Here is a 14,518-nt window from a genome sequence, read left to right on the forward strand (position 1 = left end):
AGTAGCACAGCGACTCTACCGCCCCACTTCCCGCCTCGCCCCGGGGAACGCTTGTCCCGGCCTGGACGCAAGGCGCCATGGGCGTCTTCGCCAGCGTGTCGTGCGGCGCCGTTCCGGCATCCGGGCGGCGCTCGTTGGAGCGCGAGAGGGGGACTCGGCGTCCTTCATACTTGCGGAATGAACGACACCGGCGCGAAGCCCGCCGTCCTGCATCAGCGCGTCGGCTGGCTCGAGCTGCCAAGCCCTCGATCGGTCAGGCCATTGCCGGTGTCTCCCAGGCCCTCGTGTTCTACGTGCCCGTGGCCGTCGTCTGGGTCTTCGGTGACCACTGGGTGCCGTGGATCGTCCTCGTGACGCTGTTCGCCTACGTTGTCGCCAACATCGTTCTGCAGGCCATGGGCACGAGGCGCATCACGGCGTTCGTCGAATCGGGTGGCTTTGAGGAGCGGATGGGCGCGGCGGCCAAGCGCACGACAGAGCCGAGCGTCGGCAACGGCGAGCTCGGCTGAGCATGAGCCACGCGTCTGTTCCCTCGTCGGCCGAACCGGCCGAGCAACCCGTCCGTCGTACGCGTGTGCGCTCCGTCGGCCGCCGGGTGCTGCGCGGCGTGGTCACGACGTTTCTCGTCGTCACGGTGCTGTCGCTGACGTTCAACGCACTCACCACTCCCCCGAAACGCCTCGACGCCCCGACAGGTGCCGACGTCGACGTTCAGCTGCGCGACGGGCGAACCATCAGCGTCCATTACGAACGCTGGGGCGACGCAGCTTCGACGCAGACTCCGCTCGTTCTCGTCCACGGTTTCGCCGAGTCGACCGTGTCGTGGTCTCTCGTCGCACCGCAGCTGGCGAAGGACCGGCCCGTCGTCGCCGTCGACCTCGCGGGCTCGGGGTACTCGCAGTACTCGGGGCGCTACTCGCTCGATGACCAGAGCGACCTCGTCCTCGGCGTCGTCGAGGCGCTGCAGCTCGACAAGCCGACGCTCGTCGGGCACTCACTCGGGGCCGCCGTCGTCGGGGCGGTCGCCCTCGAGCACCCCGATCGGATCTCCGGCATCGTCTTCGCCGACGGTGACGCCCTCCCGTTCGACGGACGCGAGGGCGAACCGCCGGCCGTCGCGTCGTTCATCGCACGCACTCCGTACGCCCTGTCGCTGTACCGCCTCGGCACGCACTGGAACTGGTTCCCTCGGCGCATCTTCGACGCACAGTGCGGAAGTGTCTGCCACGGCCTGCAGGGCGCGAAGGGCGATGCCCTCGTCGACGCGTGGATCCGCCCGCTGCGGCAACGCGTCGCGGAGGAGGCGATGTTCGACACGGCGGATCGACCGATGCTCCACCTCACGCCCGAGCAGGTCCGCGCGATTCGGGTGCCGCGCGCCGTCCTGTGGGGCGAGGAGGACGCCACCGGTGGCGGCTCACGCGAGGGCGCCGAGCGCAACCTCGGCCACCCGCCGTCGGCGACCGTCGCGAACGCCGGGCACCTGTCGATGGTGGCGGACCCGGACGGCTTCGTGCGCGCGCTCAACGGTCTCCTGGGCCGGATGACACCTGCCGGCTGAACTCGTTCCGACAGCCCGGATCACCCTCGCGCGGCAAGCGTGAAATCGACCTTCTACCTGGTCCTGCGCCCGAGCGGTCGGCGCGTCGATAGACTCCCGCGAGAACCATCGTCGGGCCCTCGGGCGAATCGGGTTAAAGGACAACAGGTGTCAACCCAGCACAAGAAACTGCGCGTTGCGCTCATCAACGACTTCGAGATTGTCGTCCAAGGTCTCGACGCTCTCCTCAGGCCGTACGCGGACGAGGTCGAGCTCGTGCCGCAGACCGAGATCAGCCAGGGCGTCGACATTGCGTTGTACGACTGTTTCGCCATGGCCGACCGCGGCTGGTCGACCCTCAACGTCTTGAGCGCCGACGAGAACGTCAAGCGCATCGCCGTGTTCACCAAGAGCATTCCGCAGTCGTTCGTCGACCGGATGCTCGACATGGGGGTCACGGGCGTCCTGTCCAAGGCGCTGGGCGGCGAGGAACTCATGCGATCCCTGCGCGCCATCGACTCCGGCGAGCACGTCGTGTCGGATTCGCTCTCCATCGAGCTCGAGCGCGGCACGTGGCCGGGGCGCCGTCAGGGCCTCACCGAGCGTGAGAGCGAGGTCGTCGCGCTCATCTGCCAGGGGATGCCGAACGACATCATTGCCGTGCACCTGCACCTCACGCTCAACACCCTCAAGAGCTACATCCGCACCGCCTACCGCAAGATGGGCGTCACGACGCGCTCCGAAGCCGTGCTGTGGGGAGTCGGTTACGGCTTCCACATGACGCCGCCGAGCACCCCGGACACGTCCGCAGGCTGCCTGACGCCGCGACCCATCGAGAGCAGCGGGAACGTCACCAACAGCGCCACGCCCGCGTCACCGGCCGAAACGGCCAGGTGACGCGGGCGTCCGCGTTTCGTGCGTCAGCTCTTCGGCATCCAGATGCGGTCGAGGTAGTCGCGCATCGAGCGGTCCGAGGAGAAGAACCCGGAGCGCGCGACGTTGAGCACCGCTGAGCGGGTCCAGCCGTCGACGTCGCGGTAGGCGGCATCCACGCGGGCCTGCGCGTCGAGGTAGGACTGGAAATCGGCGAGCGCCATGAACCTGTCCTTGTAGAGCAGATCATCGACCACCGGCGCCGCGAGCGAGCGGTCGCCACCGGTGAAGTGGCCGCTCGCGAGCAGGTCGATGGCGCGCTTGAGTGCCGGGTTCGACTCGTAGAAGGACGACGGCGTGTAGCCGCGGTCCGCGAGCGCCGCCACCTCGGGCTCGAGCATGCCGAAGAGGAAGAAGTTCTCGTCGCCGACGAGTTCGCGGATCTCGACGTTCGCGCCGTCGTCGGTGCCGATCGTCAGTGCGCCGTTGAGGGCGAACTTCATGTTGCCCGTGCCGGAGGCCTCCTTGCCGGCGAGGGAGATCTGCTCGGAGAGGTCGGCGGCGGGGATGAGCTTGTTCGCGAGCGTCACGTTGTAGTTCGCGGGGAACGCGACGGCCATGAGGTCGGTGACGCGCGGGTCCTGCGCGATCGTCTTCGCCACCGAGTTGATGAGGAAGATGATCTCCTTCGCCATGACGTAGCCCGGCGCCGCCTTGGCGCCGAAGACGAAGGTGCGCGGCACGACGTCCTCGCCGCGCACGCGCCCGCTCGTGATGTCGTCGTACATCGAGACGATGTGCAGCAGCTTGAGCGTCTGACGCTTGTACTCGTGCAGGCGCTTGACCATGACGTCGAGCATCGCGTGCTCGGGCAGTTCGATGCCGTCACGCTGGCTCAGGATCGAGCGCAGGCGATCCTTGTTGGCCTGCTTCACCTGGCGGAAGCTCTCGGTGAACGCGGCGTCGTCGGCGTAGGGCTCGAGTTCGCGCAGACGCTCGAGGTCGGTCTCCCAGCCGGGGCCGATCGTGTCGGTGATGAGAGTGGACAGCTGCTGGTTCGCAAGGCGAATGAAGCGGCGCGGCGTCACGCCGTTCGTCACGTTCGTGAACTTGTTCGGCCACAGGGCCGCGAAATCGGGAAGCAGCTTGTCGCGCAGCAGTTCCGAGTGGAGCGCTGCGACGCCGTTGACCTTGACGCCGGCGACCGTCGCGAGGTTGGCCATGCGGATGGCCCGCTCGGGGTGCTCCTGGATGACCGACATGCGGCGAACGCGCAGTTCGTCACCGGGGAAGGCTTCGCGAACGGTGTCGAGGAACTCCTCGTTGATGCGGTAGATGATCTCCATGTGACGCGGCAGCAGGCGCGTCATGAGCTCCACGGGCCACACCTCGAGGGCCTCGGGCAGCAGGGTGTGGCAGGTGTAGGCGAAGCACTTGCTCGTGACCTCCCACGCTGCGGCCCACTCCATGTCGTGCTCGTCCATGAGCAGACGCATCATCTCCGGAATGGCGATGACGGGGTGGGTGTCGTTGAGCTGGAAGATGATGCGCTCGTCGAGCCTCGCGAGGTCGAAGTCCTCCTCGAGCGTGCGGTCGATGAAGTCCTTGAGCGAGCACGCGACGAAGAAGTACTGCTGCTGCAGGCGCAGTTCGCGACCCTGCGGCGTCGAGTCCTCCGGGTAGAGCACCTTCGAGATGTTCTCGGCGAAGGTCTGGGCGCGCACGGCCTCGGCGTAGTCGCCGGAGTTGAAGATCTTGAGGTCGAACTCCTGCGTGGCGCGGGCGCTCCACAGGCGCAGCGTGTTGACGACGCCGTTCTGGTAGCCGGGAACCATGTAGTGGTACGGGATTGCCTGCACGTTCCAGGCCGGCAGCCAGCGGCGGCGGGTGCGGCCGTCGCCGTCGATGTACTGCTCGGTGGTGCCGCCGAAGTTGACCTGGACGGCGCGGTCGGGGTGCGGGAACTCCCAGGGGGCGCCGAGGGAGAGCCACGCGTCGGGCACCTCGACCTGGCGCCCCTCTTCGAAGGTCTGACGGAAGATGCCGTACTCGTAGCGGATGCCGTAGCCGATGCTCGGCACGTCCATCGACGCGAGCGAGTCGATGAAGCAGGCGGCGAGGCGGCCGAGACCACCGTTGCCGAGGCCGGGCTCGATCTCCTGGGCACGCAGGAGGTTGAAGTCGAGGCCGAGCGACGTCATGGCCTGCTCGGCGATGTCTCCGAGGTCGGTGGCGAGCAGCGAGTTACCCATCTGGCGGCCCAGCAGGTACTCGGCCGAGAGGTAGCCGACCATCTTCGTCGGGTTCTGACGACGACGCTCCGCGGTGCGCAGCCAGTCGGCCATGAGGTAGCCGCGAATGGTGCGGGCCAGCGCGAGGTACTGGTCGGTGGTCGTCGAGCGCTTGAGCGCGACGCCGGCCTCGAAGTTGAGTTCGTCGAGGAACGCCTTGGCGAAGCCGTCGACCGTGCGCTCGGGGCCGACAACGGGCTCGGTGGCCCGGGGGCTCGTGGGCTCGAACGCCGAGCCCTTGACGGAGCTGTCGAGGCGCGGGGTCTCGTCGGCGAGCCAGCCTGCGCTGGGACGATCGGACGGGTCGTGGGACATGAACTCTCCGGGGGAAATCGAGGTCGGTCGGGCCCGCTCGTGCGGCACTTCCGATCCTAGGTCGTGGCTGCTGGGTGCCCGATCCACGCGTGACGGTGGCCGTGATGTCTCGCCGAAATCGATTCTCCGGCAGCACTCCCCCGCGGACAGCTACTCGTCCGTATCGCGGGCGGACAGCAGCAGCCGCGGCATCGCCGCAACCGGGACGCCGGCCAGGCGATCAACTTCTCCTCAGAGCCCTCTCGAGGGAAGCGCGCACGTCGTCGGAGTCGGCGCCCAGCGTCCTCGCGCGAGCGACGAAGCCTTCGGCGAGGGAGTCGAGTTCGCTCGTGTCACTCGGACGTTGTCGAGCCTTCACTCGAGTTCCTGCGGCGCGGCGTGTTTCGACGTAGCCCGCGGCCTCGAGTTCCTTGAACGCCCGCGAGACCGTGCCGGGGGCCACCTGCAGATCGCCCGCGAGTTGTCGCACTGTCGGCAGCCTCTCGCCCTGCCCGAGTTCGCCCGTGTCGATGAGGAGGGCCAGCTGCCGCCGGATCTGTTCGTAGGGCGGGGTGGGGTCGGCAGCGTCGACGCGCAGTGCAGTCATCGCGTGGCCGCCCGAGCGAGCTGGGTGCGCACGCCCACGAGGCAGGCGACGAGCGCGATCAGGAGCCCCGCGACGCCGCACCAGTGCGCCACGGAGACCCAGGTCGGCGCACCAGGCTGGGTCGTTCGGGTGCCGCCCGTCACGAGGAGCGCGACGCCGGCAAGGCTGAGACCGAGCGCCAGGAGGGCAATGCACTGGAGCGAGCGAGCACTGCGGTGACGCAGAGCGTCGTCGCTGACGGCTTCGGCGTGATCGGCGTTGAGTTGCGGACGCGCAGCGGCCGCGCGGAGTCCTACGAGCAGGCCGACGCACAGGACGAGCAGGCTGACTCCGAGCGGCACCCCGTAGTAAGCCCCCGGCCATGGGCTGCGGCCTTCGCCCCCGAGGGCCGTCGCCCATTCGACGGCGCGGCCATCGCGGCCCATGTCGTCCGCCGACGCGGTGAGGCCGGCGAGCACGAGGAGTCCGACCAGCGCCCCGAGCGTGACGAGCATTGTTGTGGCTGCCGCACGCGAGACGAAGTCGGACGGGTTTCGGCGTGCCAGGGACGCCGAACGCTCGACCGCTCCTTCGCGCGGCGCGCTCATTTCGCCGACCGCCATGACGACGGTGGCCACCGCGCCCGCGAGGGCGGGAGCGACGACAAGGCCACGCCCCAGCGAACCGCCGAAGGTCACGCTCCCGGCGAAGGCCGCGACCCCGCAGACTAGAGCGACGAGGCGAGTGGCGCGAAGATGCCGCCCTGCGCTTCGTTCGATGGATGTGCCCGAGTCGTCACCGCGCCGCGCAGAAAGGGCGACAACCACAATGCCGACGACGAGCATGACCGCGCCGATGAACAGAATGGGCATCCCGGACTCCTTGTTTCAAGTGATTGATACAAGGAGTGTGCGACCCGGCAACCATTTGTGTCAATGGCTTGGAACAAGGGTGTGAGACAACGACCCGCCACCTGAAGCTCACGAGCCCTAGGGGCGTCGCACATGCGTCACCAGAACGAGGGAAACCCGCGGCTCCATCCGCGTCATGGGCCAAGCCAAGATGACAATCGCAGTCGGTATCGTCCTGGCCATCATCAACATGCGCATCATCCGCAGCCGCTACGGCTTCGGCCTGGCCGACACCGACATCCCCGAAGTGCCGGTCGCCAAACCCTCACGGCGTAAGGACACCGCCCGCTACAAGCGGCGCTCCAAACCACGCACGACGAACGCGCCACCTGCCAAGCGCGGCGACCACACAGCCCTACCGGCCTCGATGCAACCGCCGACCATCAGCAGGACAACCACACAGCAGTAACCAACAGCGCGAGACACCTCGCGCCCCCGGCCATGCCCCGCTCACACCAGAGCGGGGCATTTCGCATGCTCGGGGCCGGCCCGAACGCTTCGCAAGGCACTGATCCGGGCGTCAGCGAGGCCGATCGGGCGCAGATTCGGATCAAATGGGCTCTCGGAACGCCGAGCACCGAGTTTCACAAACTCGATGCAGGGTGTTGCACAAACAACCCCGGGCTCCCCGGGTTGGAATCGAACCAACGTCGCTAATCCTGATTCAAAGTCAGGCGGCCCCTGCCAGCAGAGCAACCGGGGAACGTCCGCGAACGGACCGCCCCAGAGTAGTTCACCGCCCGCACCTGCGGCACATCGGCGCACGGCCCGACCCGCGAGCGCCGAACTCGCCTGCGAGCAGGGCACAATGAGGGAATGACGACGTCACGGCCGAAGATCCGCATGACCGGCACCGAGCGTCGGGAGCAACTCATCGGCGTCGGGCGACGCGTCTTCGCCGAGCGCGGCGTCGCCGACGCCACCGTCGAGGAGATCGCGGCCGCGGCCGGCGTCACGAAGCCCGTCGTCTACGAGCACTTCGGCGGCAAGGAAGGCCTCTACGCCGTCGTCGTCGACCGCGAGACCCGCGCCCTGCTCGAAAGCATCGCCGACGCCATCACCGAGGACATGAGTCCGCGCGAGTTCTTCGAACGCGCCACCGTCGCCGAACTGCACTACATCAGCACGCGCCCCGACGGCTTCCGCGTCCTCATCCGCGACGCCCCGTCCTGGCACTCCACCGGCCCCCTGTCGAGCCTCATGTCCGACCTCGCAACGCAGATCGAGACCTACCTCGCGCGCGTCATGCGCCGCCGCGAGATCGACGAGCGCTTCGCCCCCATCTACGCGCAGATGTTAGTCGGCATGGTCGCCCTCACCGGCGACTGGTGGCTCGAACACGGCCACGAGTTCACCGCCGAAGAAATCGCCGCGCACATGGTCAACCTCGGCTGGAACGGCCTCACCGGCCTCGAAGCCTCCCCGCGCCTCGAGACCACGGCCATCGACGCCACCGCGCCGCCGCGCGGCAACTCGTCGCTCGTCACGCGTCTCGACGAGGGTGCGGACGGCGCCGCGTCGGCCGACGCCTGAACCGGCGCGAGCTCGGCCGGCACCGGGCCAAAGTCTCTCGACGTCAAGTTTCTTGATGCGTCGGTAGACTGCACGCATGACAGGCCACCGCGAACCCCAGCCCGAGACGCGCGGCGACGAGGTCGACGCGATCGTCACAGCCTGGAACACGGTGCGCCCCGATCTCGATGTCACCCCGCTCGACGTCCTCTCGCGCATCAGCCGCATCGCACGTCGCCTCGACCAGGCCCGCTCCTCGGTCTTCACCGAGCACAAGCTCGAAGGCTGGGAGTTCGACGTCATGTCCGCGCTGCGCCGCGCCGGTGAGCCCTTCCAGCTCTCCCCCGGCGCCCTCGTCCAGCAGACCCTCGTCACCTCGGGCACGATGACGAACCGCGTCGACCGCCTCGAGAAGCGCGGCTACGTCGCCCGCGAGCCCTCCCCCAGCGACCGCCGCGGCGTGCTCGTGCGCCTCACACCCGACGGCCTCACCGTCGTCGACGCCGCCTTCGACGCCCTACTCGCCCACGAGCGGCGCCTCCTGTCCGGCATGGACGAACGGGGCCGCGCCGACCTCGCCGACTCCCTGCGCGCCCTTCTCGCCGCCGTCGAGACCTGACGATGACCGACGACTCCGCGCACCTCCTCGCCCGCGTCCGCGACATCTGCCTCTCGTTCCCCGGCGCCCAGGAGAAGACCTCCCACGGTTCGCCCGTCTTCTACACGATGAAGACGTTCTGCTGGTGGGCCGGCCACGTCCACCGCGACGACCGCGCCCGCGGCGTCCCTGACGACACCCTCGCGCAGGCCATCACGTTCCTGCCCAGCCCCGACGAGCGCGACGCCCTCCTCGCCGACGGCCGCTTCCTCGTCCCCGCCTACCTCGGCACCCGCGGCTGGCTGGCCTACGACCTCAGCGGTCGCCTCGGCGGCCCGGTCGACTGGAGCGAGGTGCACGAGCTGATCGATTCCTCCCACCGCGCGACGGCCGGCAAGCGGCTCATCGCCCAGCTCGACGCCCGCTGACGCGAAGACTTCAGCCGAGCTGCACCCGCAACAGCCCCCTTGGCGTTTCCTTCGCGATGTCGGCGAGCGCCTCATCAAGGCCCGGGAACGCGAACTCGTACCGCGTCGTGGTGAGAACGCCGGGCTCCACCCACCGGCTCTTGAGCACGAGTTCGGGCTCCGTGCGGATGACGCGTCCGCCGAACTCGAGCGACCACCGCGGCAGCGGCGCCCCACGATCGGGAAGTCGACCGGCGAAGTGACGACGCACGGCCGCCGTCAGCGTCCGGTTCGTCACCGGATGCGGCGAGGCCAGGTTCACCGGCCCGGCGATTCGCTCGTCGGCCATGATGTGCCGTACCGCGCCATACACGTCGTCGAGATGGATCCAGCTGAACACCTGGTCGCCGTCACCCTGCGGGCCGCTGAACCCGAGCCGCGCGAGGTTGATGAGCGGGCTGAGGGCACCGCCGTCCGCGCCGAGCACGATCGACGTTCGCAGCGCCACCTTGCGCACGGACGTCGGGGCGTCAAAGAGTTCACGCTCCCAGGCGCGGGCCACCGACACCGAGAATCCCGTGCCGAGCTCGCCGTCGACCTCGTCCTGCGGCCGGTCACGGGCGTCGCGGTAGATCGTGCCCGTGCTGGCGTTCAGCCAGACGCTCGGCGGGTTCGGGCAACGCGCCAGCGCCTCACCGAGGCTGCGCGTCGTCTCCGTGCGCGAGGAGAAGATCTCGTCGGCCGTCTTCTTCGTGTACCGGCAGCTGACGGAGCGACCGGCCAGGTTGAGCAGCGCGTCGGCGCCGTCGAGCACGGGCGCGAGGTCGTCGTCCCACTGCGCGTCGTTCTGCGCGCCGCGCCCGACCGTCCGGACCTCGAACCCGTCATGCCGGAACGCCTCCTGCAGCCGTCGGCCCATGAAGCCCGAGGCCCCCGCCATGACAATCACGCCTGAGTTCATTTCTGCTCCTTCGACAGCCGGGCGATGAGATCGGTGAGGTCGCCCGTCACGCCACGGGCGAAGGGCAAGCGCGCGAGTGACAGCAGCTTGCCCACGATGGGCGGCGCGCCCTCGACGAGGGTCTGCGTCCGCTGCAGACCGGGCGAGTCGTCGACGGCCCAATGGAGCACCACGCCGAGGTACGCCGCCCACAGCAGCACCGGCAACTGCTCGCCGAGCCGCCCCCTCGGCACCTCCGAGGAGATGGCGAGCACGTGGCGCACGAGGGCGATGGCCTCGTCACGCGGCGACGCGGACTCGGCCGAGAACGGACTGACGCCGGCGCCCGGACGCAACGCGACGTGCAGCATCGTCGAACCGAAGTCGTAGTACGGCGCGTTGACCTCGATGCCCGCCTCCCACAGCACCCGCAGGTTCTGCGCCAGCGGCGCCCCCTCGCGCAGGCGCGGCTCCGCGAGGCGGCGGTGCTCGACCTGGATGCGCCGGTACAACTCCTGGACGAAGGCGTCCTTGCCGTCGAAGTAGTAGTACGCGTTGCCCTGCGAGACACCCGCCTCGGTGGCGATGAGGCGCATTGTCGTCTTCTCGTAACCCCGTTCACGGAACAGGCGCAGCGCTGTTTCGACGAGCACCTCCCGTGTGGCTTCCGACTTCGTCGTCATGGGAGGAACACTACGCCTTTTTGAACGTGTTCAAAACTAGTGTGGCCAGATACGCGAACGCCCGGTCGGACCGTGGGGTCCGACCGGGCGTCGTCTTCGTGCGCCGTCGTCAGCTGAGGAGTTCGGCCGCCTCGAGCCACTCGAGCTCGAGGCCCTCCTTCTCGTCGAGCACGGCCTGCAACTTCACGTTGATCTCGGCGGCCCTGCCGTAGTCGCTCGCCGCGGCGGCGAGTTCGTCGTGCAGCTTCGCCTCGCGGTCGGCCACCTTCGCGAGCTGACGCTCGATGCGCGCCACCGTCTTGCGCGCCTCGCGCTCTTCGGCGGCCGAGACCTGGCGCGCCGGAGCGGCGTCGCCCTCAGCGAGCGATGTTGCGTCGACGCCCTTGGCCGCGGCGCCCTGACGCTCGAACGCCGCCTGCGCCTCGAGGTGGTGCTTGCGCAGTTCGAGGTACTGCTCGACGCCACCGACGAGGTCAAGAATCTTGCCGTCGCCGAGCAGCGCGACCTGACGGTCACACATGCGCTCGAGGAGGTACCGGTCGTGCGAGACGACGAGCAGGGTGCCCGCCCAGCCGTCGAGCACGTCCTCCATCGACGTCAGCGTCTCGGTGTCGAGATCGTTCGTCGGCTCGTCGAGCAGCAGGACGTTCGGCTCGGCCATGAGCAGGCGCAGAAACTGCAGACGCCGACGCTCACCACCCGACAGCTCGGAGACGCGCGACTGCTGACGCCCGCCCGAAAACCCGAGCCGCTTCGCCAGCTGCGAGGCGGAGGTCTCCTTGCCGTCGAGCACGATGTAGCTCGCGACGTCGGTGATGGCCTCGATGACGCGCCAGCCCTCGACCGCGTCGAGTTCGCGCACCTCCTGCGTCAGGTACGCGATCTTGACGGTCTTGCCCTCCTTGCGCTTGCCCGCCGACAGCTCCTGCTGCCCGGCGATCGCGCGCAGCAGCGTCGACTTGCCCGCACCGTTCACCCCGACGATGCCCGTGCGCTCACCCGGAGCGAGGCGCCACGTCTGCTTGGCGAGCAGCTCCCGCCCGCCGACGGTGATCGACGCGTCGATGAGGTCGACGACGTCCTTGCCCAGGCGCGTCGTCGCGAAGCGCACGAGTTCGACGTCGTTGCGCGGGTCCGGCTCGTTCTTGATGAGCTCGTTCGCGGCGTCGATGCGGAACTTCGGCTTGCTCGTGCGCGCCGGCGCCCCGCGCTGCAGCCAGGCGAGCTCCTTGCGCAGGAGGTTCTGCCGACGCTCCTCCGTGACGGCGGCGATGCGCGCTCGCTCGGCCTTCGCCAGGACGAAGGCTGCGTACCCGCCCTCGTACTGCTCGACGCGGCCGTCGATGACTTCCCACGTGTTCGTGCTCGTCGCGTCGAGGAACCACCGGTCGTGGGTGATCGTGACGAGCGCCGTACCGGGCCGGTTGCGGCGCGTCGACAGGAACGTGGCGAGCCACTGGACGCCCTCGACGTCGAGGTGGTTGGTGGGCTCGTCGAGCAGAAGGAGGTCGGGGTCGTCGACGAGGAGGCGCGCGAGCGCGATGCGGCGGCGCTCACCACCCGACTTTGGGCCGACGACGTCGGAGAGCTCCATGCCCGGAATGAGTCCGTTGATGACGTCTCGGATGCGCGCGTCACCGGCCCACTCGTGCTCCGCGCGGTCGCCGACGACGGCGTCGAGCACGGTCGATTCCGGCGGAATCGTGTCGGCCTGGGTCAGCATGCCGAGCGTCAGGCCTTTCGTGCGGGTGAGGCGGCCGCCGTCGACGGCGTGCACGCCCGCGAGCACCTTGAGCAGCGTCGACTTGCCTCCACCGTTGCGGCCCACGATGCCGATGCGGTCGCCGCCGGAGATGCCCAGCGACACGTCGTCGAGCAACTGCTGGGTGCCGAGGGCGAGTGAGATCTTCTCAGCGGAGACGAGGTTGACCATGGCCGCGATTCTCCCCCACCGCGGCGGGCCGCCCAAACCTGAGGGCCTGCGTCAGTCGACGACGAGCACCTGGGCGCCGTGGGGCGTCGAACTGGCGTGGACGAAGTCGTCCGCCAGGCCACCGGCTTCCAGCACGCGCCGCAGGGCGACGGCGTCCTGCCGATCCTTGAGCAGGAACGCGACCGTGGGGCCCGAACCGGACACGAGCGCGCACAGCGCCCCCATCTCGAGGCCCATCTCCATGAGCGGGCGCAGTGACGGCATGAGCGACAGGGCGGCCGACTCGAGGTCGTTGTGCATGGCGAGCGCGACGCCGTGCACGTCACCCGAACGCAGGCTCGCGAGCAAACCGTCGGACGGCTGCGGCTCGGGCACGTCCTCACCCTCGCGCAGCCGGTCGCACTCGGCGTACACGGACGGGGTCGAGAGCCCCTCGTGCGTGAGCGCGAACAGCCACTCGAAGGTACCGGTGGCGAGCACCGGGACGATCTGCTCGCCGCGGCCCGTACCGAGCGCGGTGCCCCCGGTGAGGGCGAACGGCACGTCGGATCCGAGCTCGGCGGCGATCTCCTCGAGCTCGTGTCGGCGCAGGTCGAGCCCCCACAGGGTGTCGCACGCGACGAGGGTGGCGGCCGCGTCGGCCGAACCACCGGCCATGCCGCCCGCCACCGGGATGGCCTTGACGATACTGATCGCGCACCGCTCCTCGACGTCGAAGCGCTCGGCGAGCAGCGCCGCCGCGCGGTAGGCGAGGTTGGTCTCGTCGGTGGGCACCTTGTCCTCACCCACGCCCGTGACGCTGACGGAGAACTCGGCGTCCGGCGTGACCGTCACCTCGTCGAAGATGTCGACGGCGTGGAACGTGGTGGCGAGGTCGTGGAAACCGTCGTCGCGCAACGGACCGACCCGCAGCTCGAGATTCACCTTGGCGGGAACCCGAACGACGACCCGGGTGGCACGTGCGATCTCAGCGGTCATGCCCCCACCCTATGCACGCGGCGTGTCGCCAATGGCCTCTCGCGCTGCGGCGATGGCCGCGAACTCCTCGATGCCGAGGCGTTCACCGCGGGTACGCGGGTCGATGCCGGCCGCGACGAGCGCTGCCTCGGCCTTGTCGGCACCGCCGGCCCACCCCGCCAGCGCCGCCCGCAGCGTCTTGCGACGCTGCGCGAATGCCGCGTCGATGCAGGCGAAGACGCTCTCGCGCGACGCGCTCGTCGTCGGCGGATCGCGGCGCGCCATCGCGACGAGACCGGAGTCGACGTTGGGAGCGGGCCAGAAGACGTTGCGTCCGACACGGTCGGCGAGGCGAACGTCGGCGTACCAAGCCGCCTTGACGCTCGGGACACCGTAGACCTTGCTGCCTGGCTCGGCCGCGAGGCGCTGCGCCACCTCCAGCTGCACCATGACGAGCACGCGCTCGAGGGAGGCGAAGAACTCGAGGAAGTTGAGCACCACCGGCACCGACACGTTGTACGGCAGGTTCGCGACGAGCGCCGTCGGCTCGTGCGGCAACGACGTGACCGTGAGCGCGTCGGCTTGGACGAGGGTGAGCTTGTCGGCATCGGCCGGCGCGAACGTCTCGACGGTGGCGGGTAGCTGCGCCGCGAGGTTCGGATCCACCTCGATGGCCGTGACGCCGGCGACCTGCGGCAGCAACGCGAGCGTCAAGGACCCGAGCCCCGGGCCGACCTCGACGACGTGGTCGCCCGGCCCCACCCCGGCGAGGCGCACGATCTTGCGCACCGTGTTCGGGTCGATGACGAAGTTCTGCCCCCACGTCTTCGTCGGGCGAACCCCGAGACGCTCGGCGAGCGCCCGAATGTCAGCGGCCGACAGCAACCCCCGCGTCTCGCCGGGCTCGGTACGTGCAGCCTGCGCGGCGTCGTCAACCATGCGCCCACCCTATCGGGCATGCGAGAAGCGGCCGCCTCCCGAAGGAGACGACCG

The 14,518-nt window shown here is 69.2% G+C and carries 15 protein-coding genes and 1 tRNA gene; 7 read left to right on the forward strand and 9 right to left on the reverse strand.

All coding sequences use genetic code 11. The annotated features are described in order from the left end of the window. Nucleotides 1-284 precede the first annotated feature (284 nt). The 3 genes from AA983_RS10445 to AA983_RS10455 all read left to right on the forward strand — a co-directional run bounded on the left by AA983_RS10445 (nucleotide 285) and on the right by AA983_RS10455 (nucleotide 2,437). Nucleotides 285-509, forward strand: coding sequence for a hypothetical protein (locus tag AA983_RS10445; protein WP_047312248.1), 225 nt, complete (start codon nucleotides 285-287; stop codon nucleotides 507-509). Between the two features lie 2 nt (nucleotides 510-511). After that, nucleotides 512-1,561: an alpha/beta fold hydrolase gene (locus AA983_RS14920; protein ID WP_052947063.1), complete on the forward strand. Its 1,050-nt coding sequence runs from the start codon at nucleotides 512-514 to the stop codon at nucleotides 1,559-1,561. Between the two features lie 147 nt (nucleotides 1,562-1,708). Then, nucleotides 1,709-2,437: a response regulator transcription factor gene (locus tag AA983_RS10455; protein WP_052947064.1), complete on the forward strand. Its 729-nt coding sequence runs from the start codon at nucleotides 1,709-1,711 to the stop codon at nucleotides 2,435-2,437. 23 nt (nucleotides 2,438-2,460) lie between these two features. On the opposite strand, the gene AA983_RS10460 is transcribed toward AA983_RS10455, so the two are convergent. The 3 genes from AA983_RS10460 to AA983_RS10470 all read right to left on the reverse strand — a co-directional run bounded on the left by AA983_RS10460 (nucleotide 2,461) and on the right by AA983_RS10470 (nucleotide 6,456). Next, the gene (locus AA983_RS10460; RefSeq protein WP_047312249.1) at nucleotides 2,461-5,019 is read right to left on the reverse strand and encodes a glycogen/starch/alpha-glucan phosphorylase; all 2,559 of its coding nucleotides are present in this window, start codon (nucleotides 5,017-5,019) and stop codon (nucleotides 2,461-2,463) included. Between the two features lie 220 nt (nucleotides 5,020-5,239). Continuing rightward, entirely contained in the window at nucleotides 5,240-5,605 is a 366-nt protein-coding gene (locus AA983_RS10465) for a GntR family transcriptional regulator (protein ID WP_047312250.1), read from the reverse strand. After that, on the reverse strand, nucleotides 5,602-6,456 hold the full coding sequence (locus AA983_RS10470) for a hypothetical protein (protein ID WP_047312251.1): 855 nt from the start codon (nucleotides 6,454-6,456) through the stop codon (nucleotides 5,602-5,604). The genes AA983_RS10465 and AA983_RS10470 overlap by 4 nt, the downstream gene beginning before the upstream one ends. Nucleotides 6,457-6,631: 175 nt before the next feature. Between AA983_RS10470 and AA983_RS10475 the strand changes: the two genes are divergently transcribed. Beyond that, the gene (locus tag AA983_RS10475) at nucleotides 6,632-6,904 is read left to right on the forward strand and encodes a hypothetical protein (RefSeq protein ID WP_047312252.1); all 273 of its coding nucleotides are present in this window, start codon (nucleotides 6,632-6,634) and stop codon (nucleotides 6,902-6,904) included. 215 nt (nucleotides 6,905-7,119) lie between these two features. Here the strand turns inward: AA983_RS10475 and AA983_RS10480 are convergent. Next, nucleotides 7,120-7,198: transfer RNA gene (locus tag AA983_RS10480), tRNA-Gln, on the reverse strand. Nucleotides 7,199-7,311: 113 nt separating this feature from the next. Between AA983_RS10480 and AA983_RS10485 the strand changes: the two genes are divergently transcribed. The 3 genes from AA983_RS10485 (at nucleotide 7,312) to AA983_RS10495 (ending at nucleotide 9,033) form a co-directional block, all read left to right on the forward strand. Beyond that, nucleotides 7,312-8,028: a TetR/AcrR family transcriptional regulator gene (locus AA983_RS10485; RefSeq protein ID WP_047312253.1), complete on the forward strand. Its 717-nt coding sequence runs from the start codon at nucleotides 7,312-7,314 to the stop codon at nucleotides 8,026-8,028. Between the two features lie 76 nt (nucleotides 8,029-8,104). Continuing rightward, the gene (locus AA983_RS10490) at nucleotides 8,105-8,626 is read left to right on the forward strand and encodes a MarR family winged helix-turn-helix transcriptional regulator (protein ID WP_047312254.1); all 522 of its coding nucleotides are present in this window, start codon (nucleotides 8,105-8,107) and stop codon (nucleotides 8,624-8,626) included. A gap of 2 nt (nucleotides 8,627-8,628) precedes the next feature. Beyond that, on the forward strand, nucleotides 8,629-9,033 hold the full coding sequence (locus tag AA983_RS10495; RefSeq protein WP_047312255.1) for an MmcQ/YjbR family DNA-binding protein: 405 nt from the start codon (nucleotides 8,629-8,631) through the stop codon (nucleotides 9,031-9,033). A gap of 10 nt (nucleotides 9,034-9,043) precedes the next feature. On the opposite strand, the gene AA983_RS10500 is transcribed toward AA983_RS10495, so the two are convergent. The 5 genes from AA983_RS10500 to rsmA form a co-directional block, all read right to left on the reverse strand. After that, nucleotides 9,044-9,973: a TIGR01777 family oxidoreductase gene (locus tag AA983_RS10500; protein ID WP_047312256.1), complete on the reverse strand. Its 930-nt coding sequence runs from the start codon at nucleotides 9,971-9,973 to the stop codon at nucleotides 9,044-9,046. Continuing rightward, nucleotides 9,970-10,635, reverse strand: coding sequence for a TetR/AcrR family transcriptional regulator (locus AA983_RS10505; RefSeq protein WP_047312257.1), 666 nt, complete (start codon nucleotides 10,633-10,635; stop codon nucleotides 9,970-9,972). Before AA983_RS10505 ends, AA983_RS10500 begins: the two co-directional genes overlap by 4 nt. A gap of 109 nt (nucleotides 10,636-10,744) precedes the next feature. Then, nucleotides 10,745-12,568, reverse strand: coding sequence for an ABC-F family ATP-binding cassette domain-containing protein (locus AA983_RS10510; protein WP_047312258.1), 1,824 nt, complete (start codon nucleotides 12,566-12,568; stop codon nucleotides 10,745-10,747). Nucleotides 12,569-12,619: 51 nt separating this feature from the next. Next, nucleotides 12,620-13,546 carry a 4-(cytidine 5'-diphospho)-2-C-methyl-D-erythritol kinase gene (locus AA983_RS10515; RefSeq protein WP_047312259.1) on the reverse strand — a complete coding sequence of 309 codons (927 nt, stop codon included), beginning with the start codon at nucleotides 13,544-13,546 and terminating at the stop codon, nucleotides 12,620-12,622. Nucleotides 13,547-13,555: 9 nt separating this feature from the next. Continuing rightward, nucleotides 13,556-14,464 carry a 16S rRNA (adenine(1518)-N(6)/adenine(1519)-N(6))-dimethyltransferase RsmA gene (rsmA, locus tag AA983_RS10520; RefSeq protein ID WP_047312260.1) on the reverse strand — a complete coding sequence of 303 codons (909 nt, stop codon included), beginning with the start codon at nucleotides 14,462-14,464 and terminating at the stop codon, nucleotides 13,556-13,558. Nucleotides 14,465-14,518 lie beyond the last annotated feature (54 nt).

Origin of the sequence: Dermacoccus sp. PE3, assembly GCF_001021715.1 — a bacterium.
GTDB classification, from domain to species: domain Bacteria; phylum Actinomycetota; class Actinomycetes; order Actinomycetales; family Dermatophilaceae; genus Dermacoccus; species Dermacoccus abyssi.

Coding starts and splice junctions, on each gene's coding strand:
- AA983_RS14920 (WP_052947063.1), top strand. CDS start 512: ATGAGCCACGCGTCTGTTCCCTCGTCGGCCGAACCGGCCGAGCAACCC.
- AA983_RS10460 (WP_047312249.1), bottom strand. CDS start 5,019: ATGTCCCACGACCCGTCCGATCGTCCCAGCGCAGGCTGGCTCGCCGAC.
- AA983_RS10465 (WP_047312250.1), bottom strand. CDS start 5,605: ATGACTGCACTGCGCGTCGACGCTGCCGACCCCACCCCGCCCTACGAA.
- AA983_RS10470 (WP_047312251.1), bottom strand. CDS start 6,456: ATGCCCATTCTGTTCATCGGCGCGGTCATGCTCGTCGTCGGCATTGTG.
- AA983_RS10475 (WP_047312252.1), top strand. CDS start 6,632: ATGGGCCAAGCCAAGATGACAATCGCAGTCGGTATCGTCCTGGCCATC.
- AA983_RS10485 (WP_047312253.1), top strand. CDS start 7,312: ATGACGACGTCACGGCCGAAGATCCGCATGACCGGCACCGAGCGTCGG.
- AA983_RS10490 (WP_047312254.1), top strand. CDS start 8,105: ATGACAGGCCACCGCGAACCCCAGCCCGAGACGCGCGGCGACGAGGTC.
- AA983_RS10495 (WP_047312255.1), top strand. CDS start 8,629: ATGACCGACGACTCCGCGCACCTCCTCGCCCGCGTCCGCGACATCTGC.
- AA983_RS10500 (WP_047312256.1), bottom strand. CDS start 9,973: ATGAACTCAGGCGTGATTGTCATGGCGGGGGCCTCGGGCTTCATGGGC.
- AA983_RS10505 (WP_047312257.1), bottom strand. CDS start 10,635: ATGACGACGAAGTCGGAAGCCACACGGGAGGTGCTCGTCGAAACAGCG.
- AA983_RS10510 (WP_047312258.1), bottom strand. CDS start 12,568: ATGGTCAACCTCGTCTCCGCTGAGAAGATCTCACTCGCCCTCGGCACC.
- AA983_RS10515 (WP_047312259.1), bottom strand. CDS start 13,546: ATGACCGCTGAGATCGCACGTGCCACCCGGGTCGTCGTTCGGGTTCCC.
- rsmA (WP_047312260.1), bottom strand. CDS start 14,464: ATGGTTGACGACGCCGCGCAGGCTGCACGTACCGAGCCCGGCGAGACG.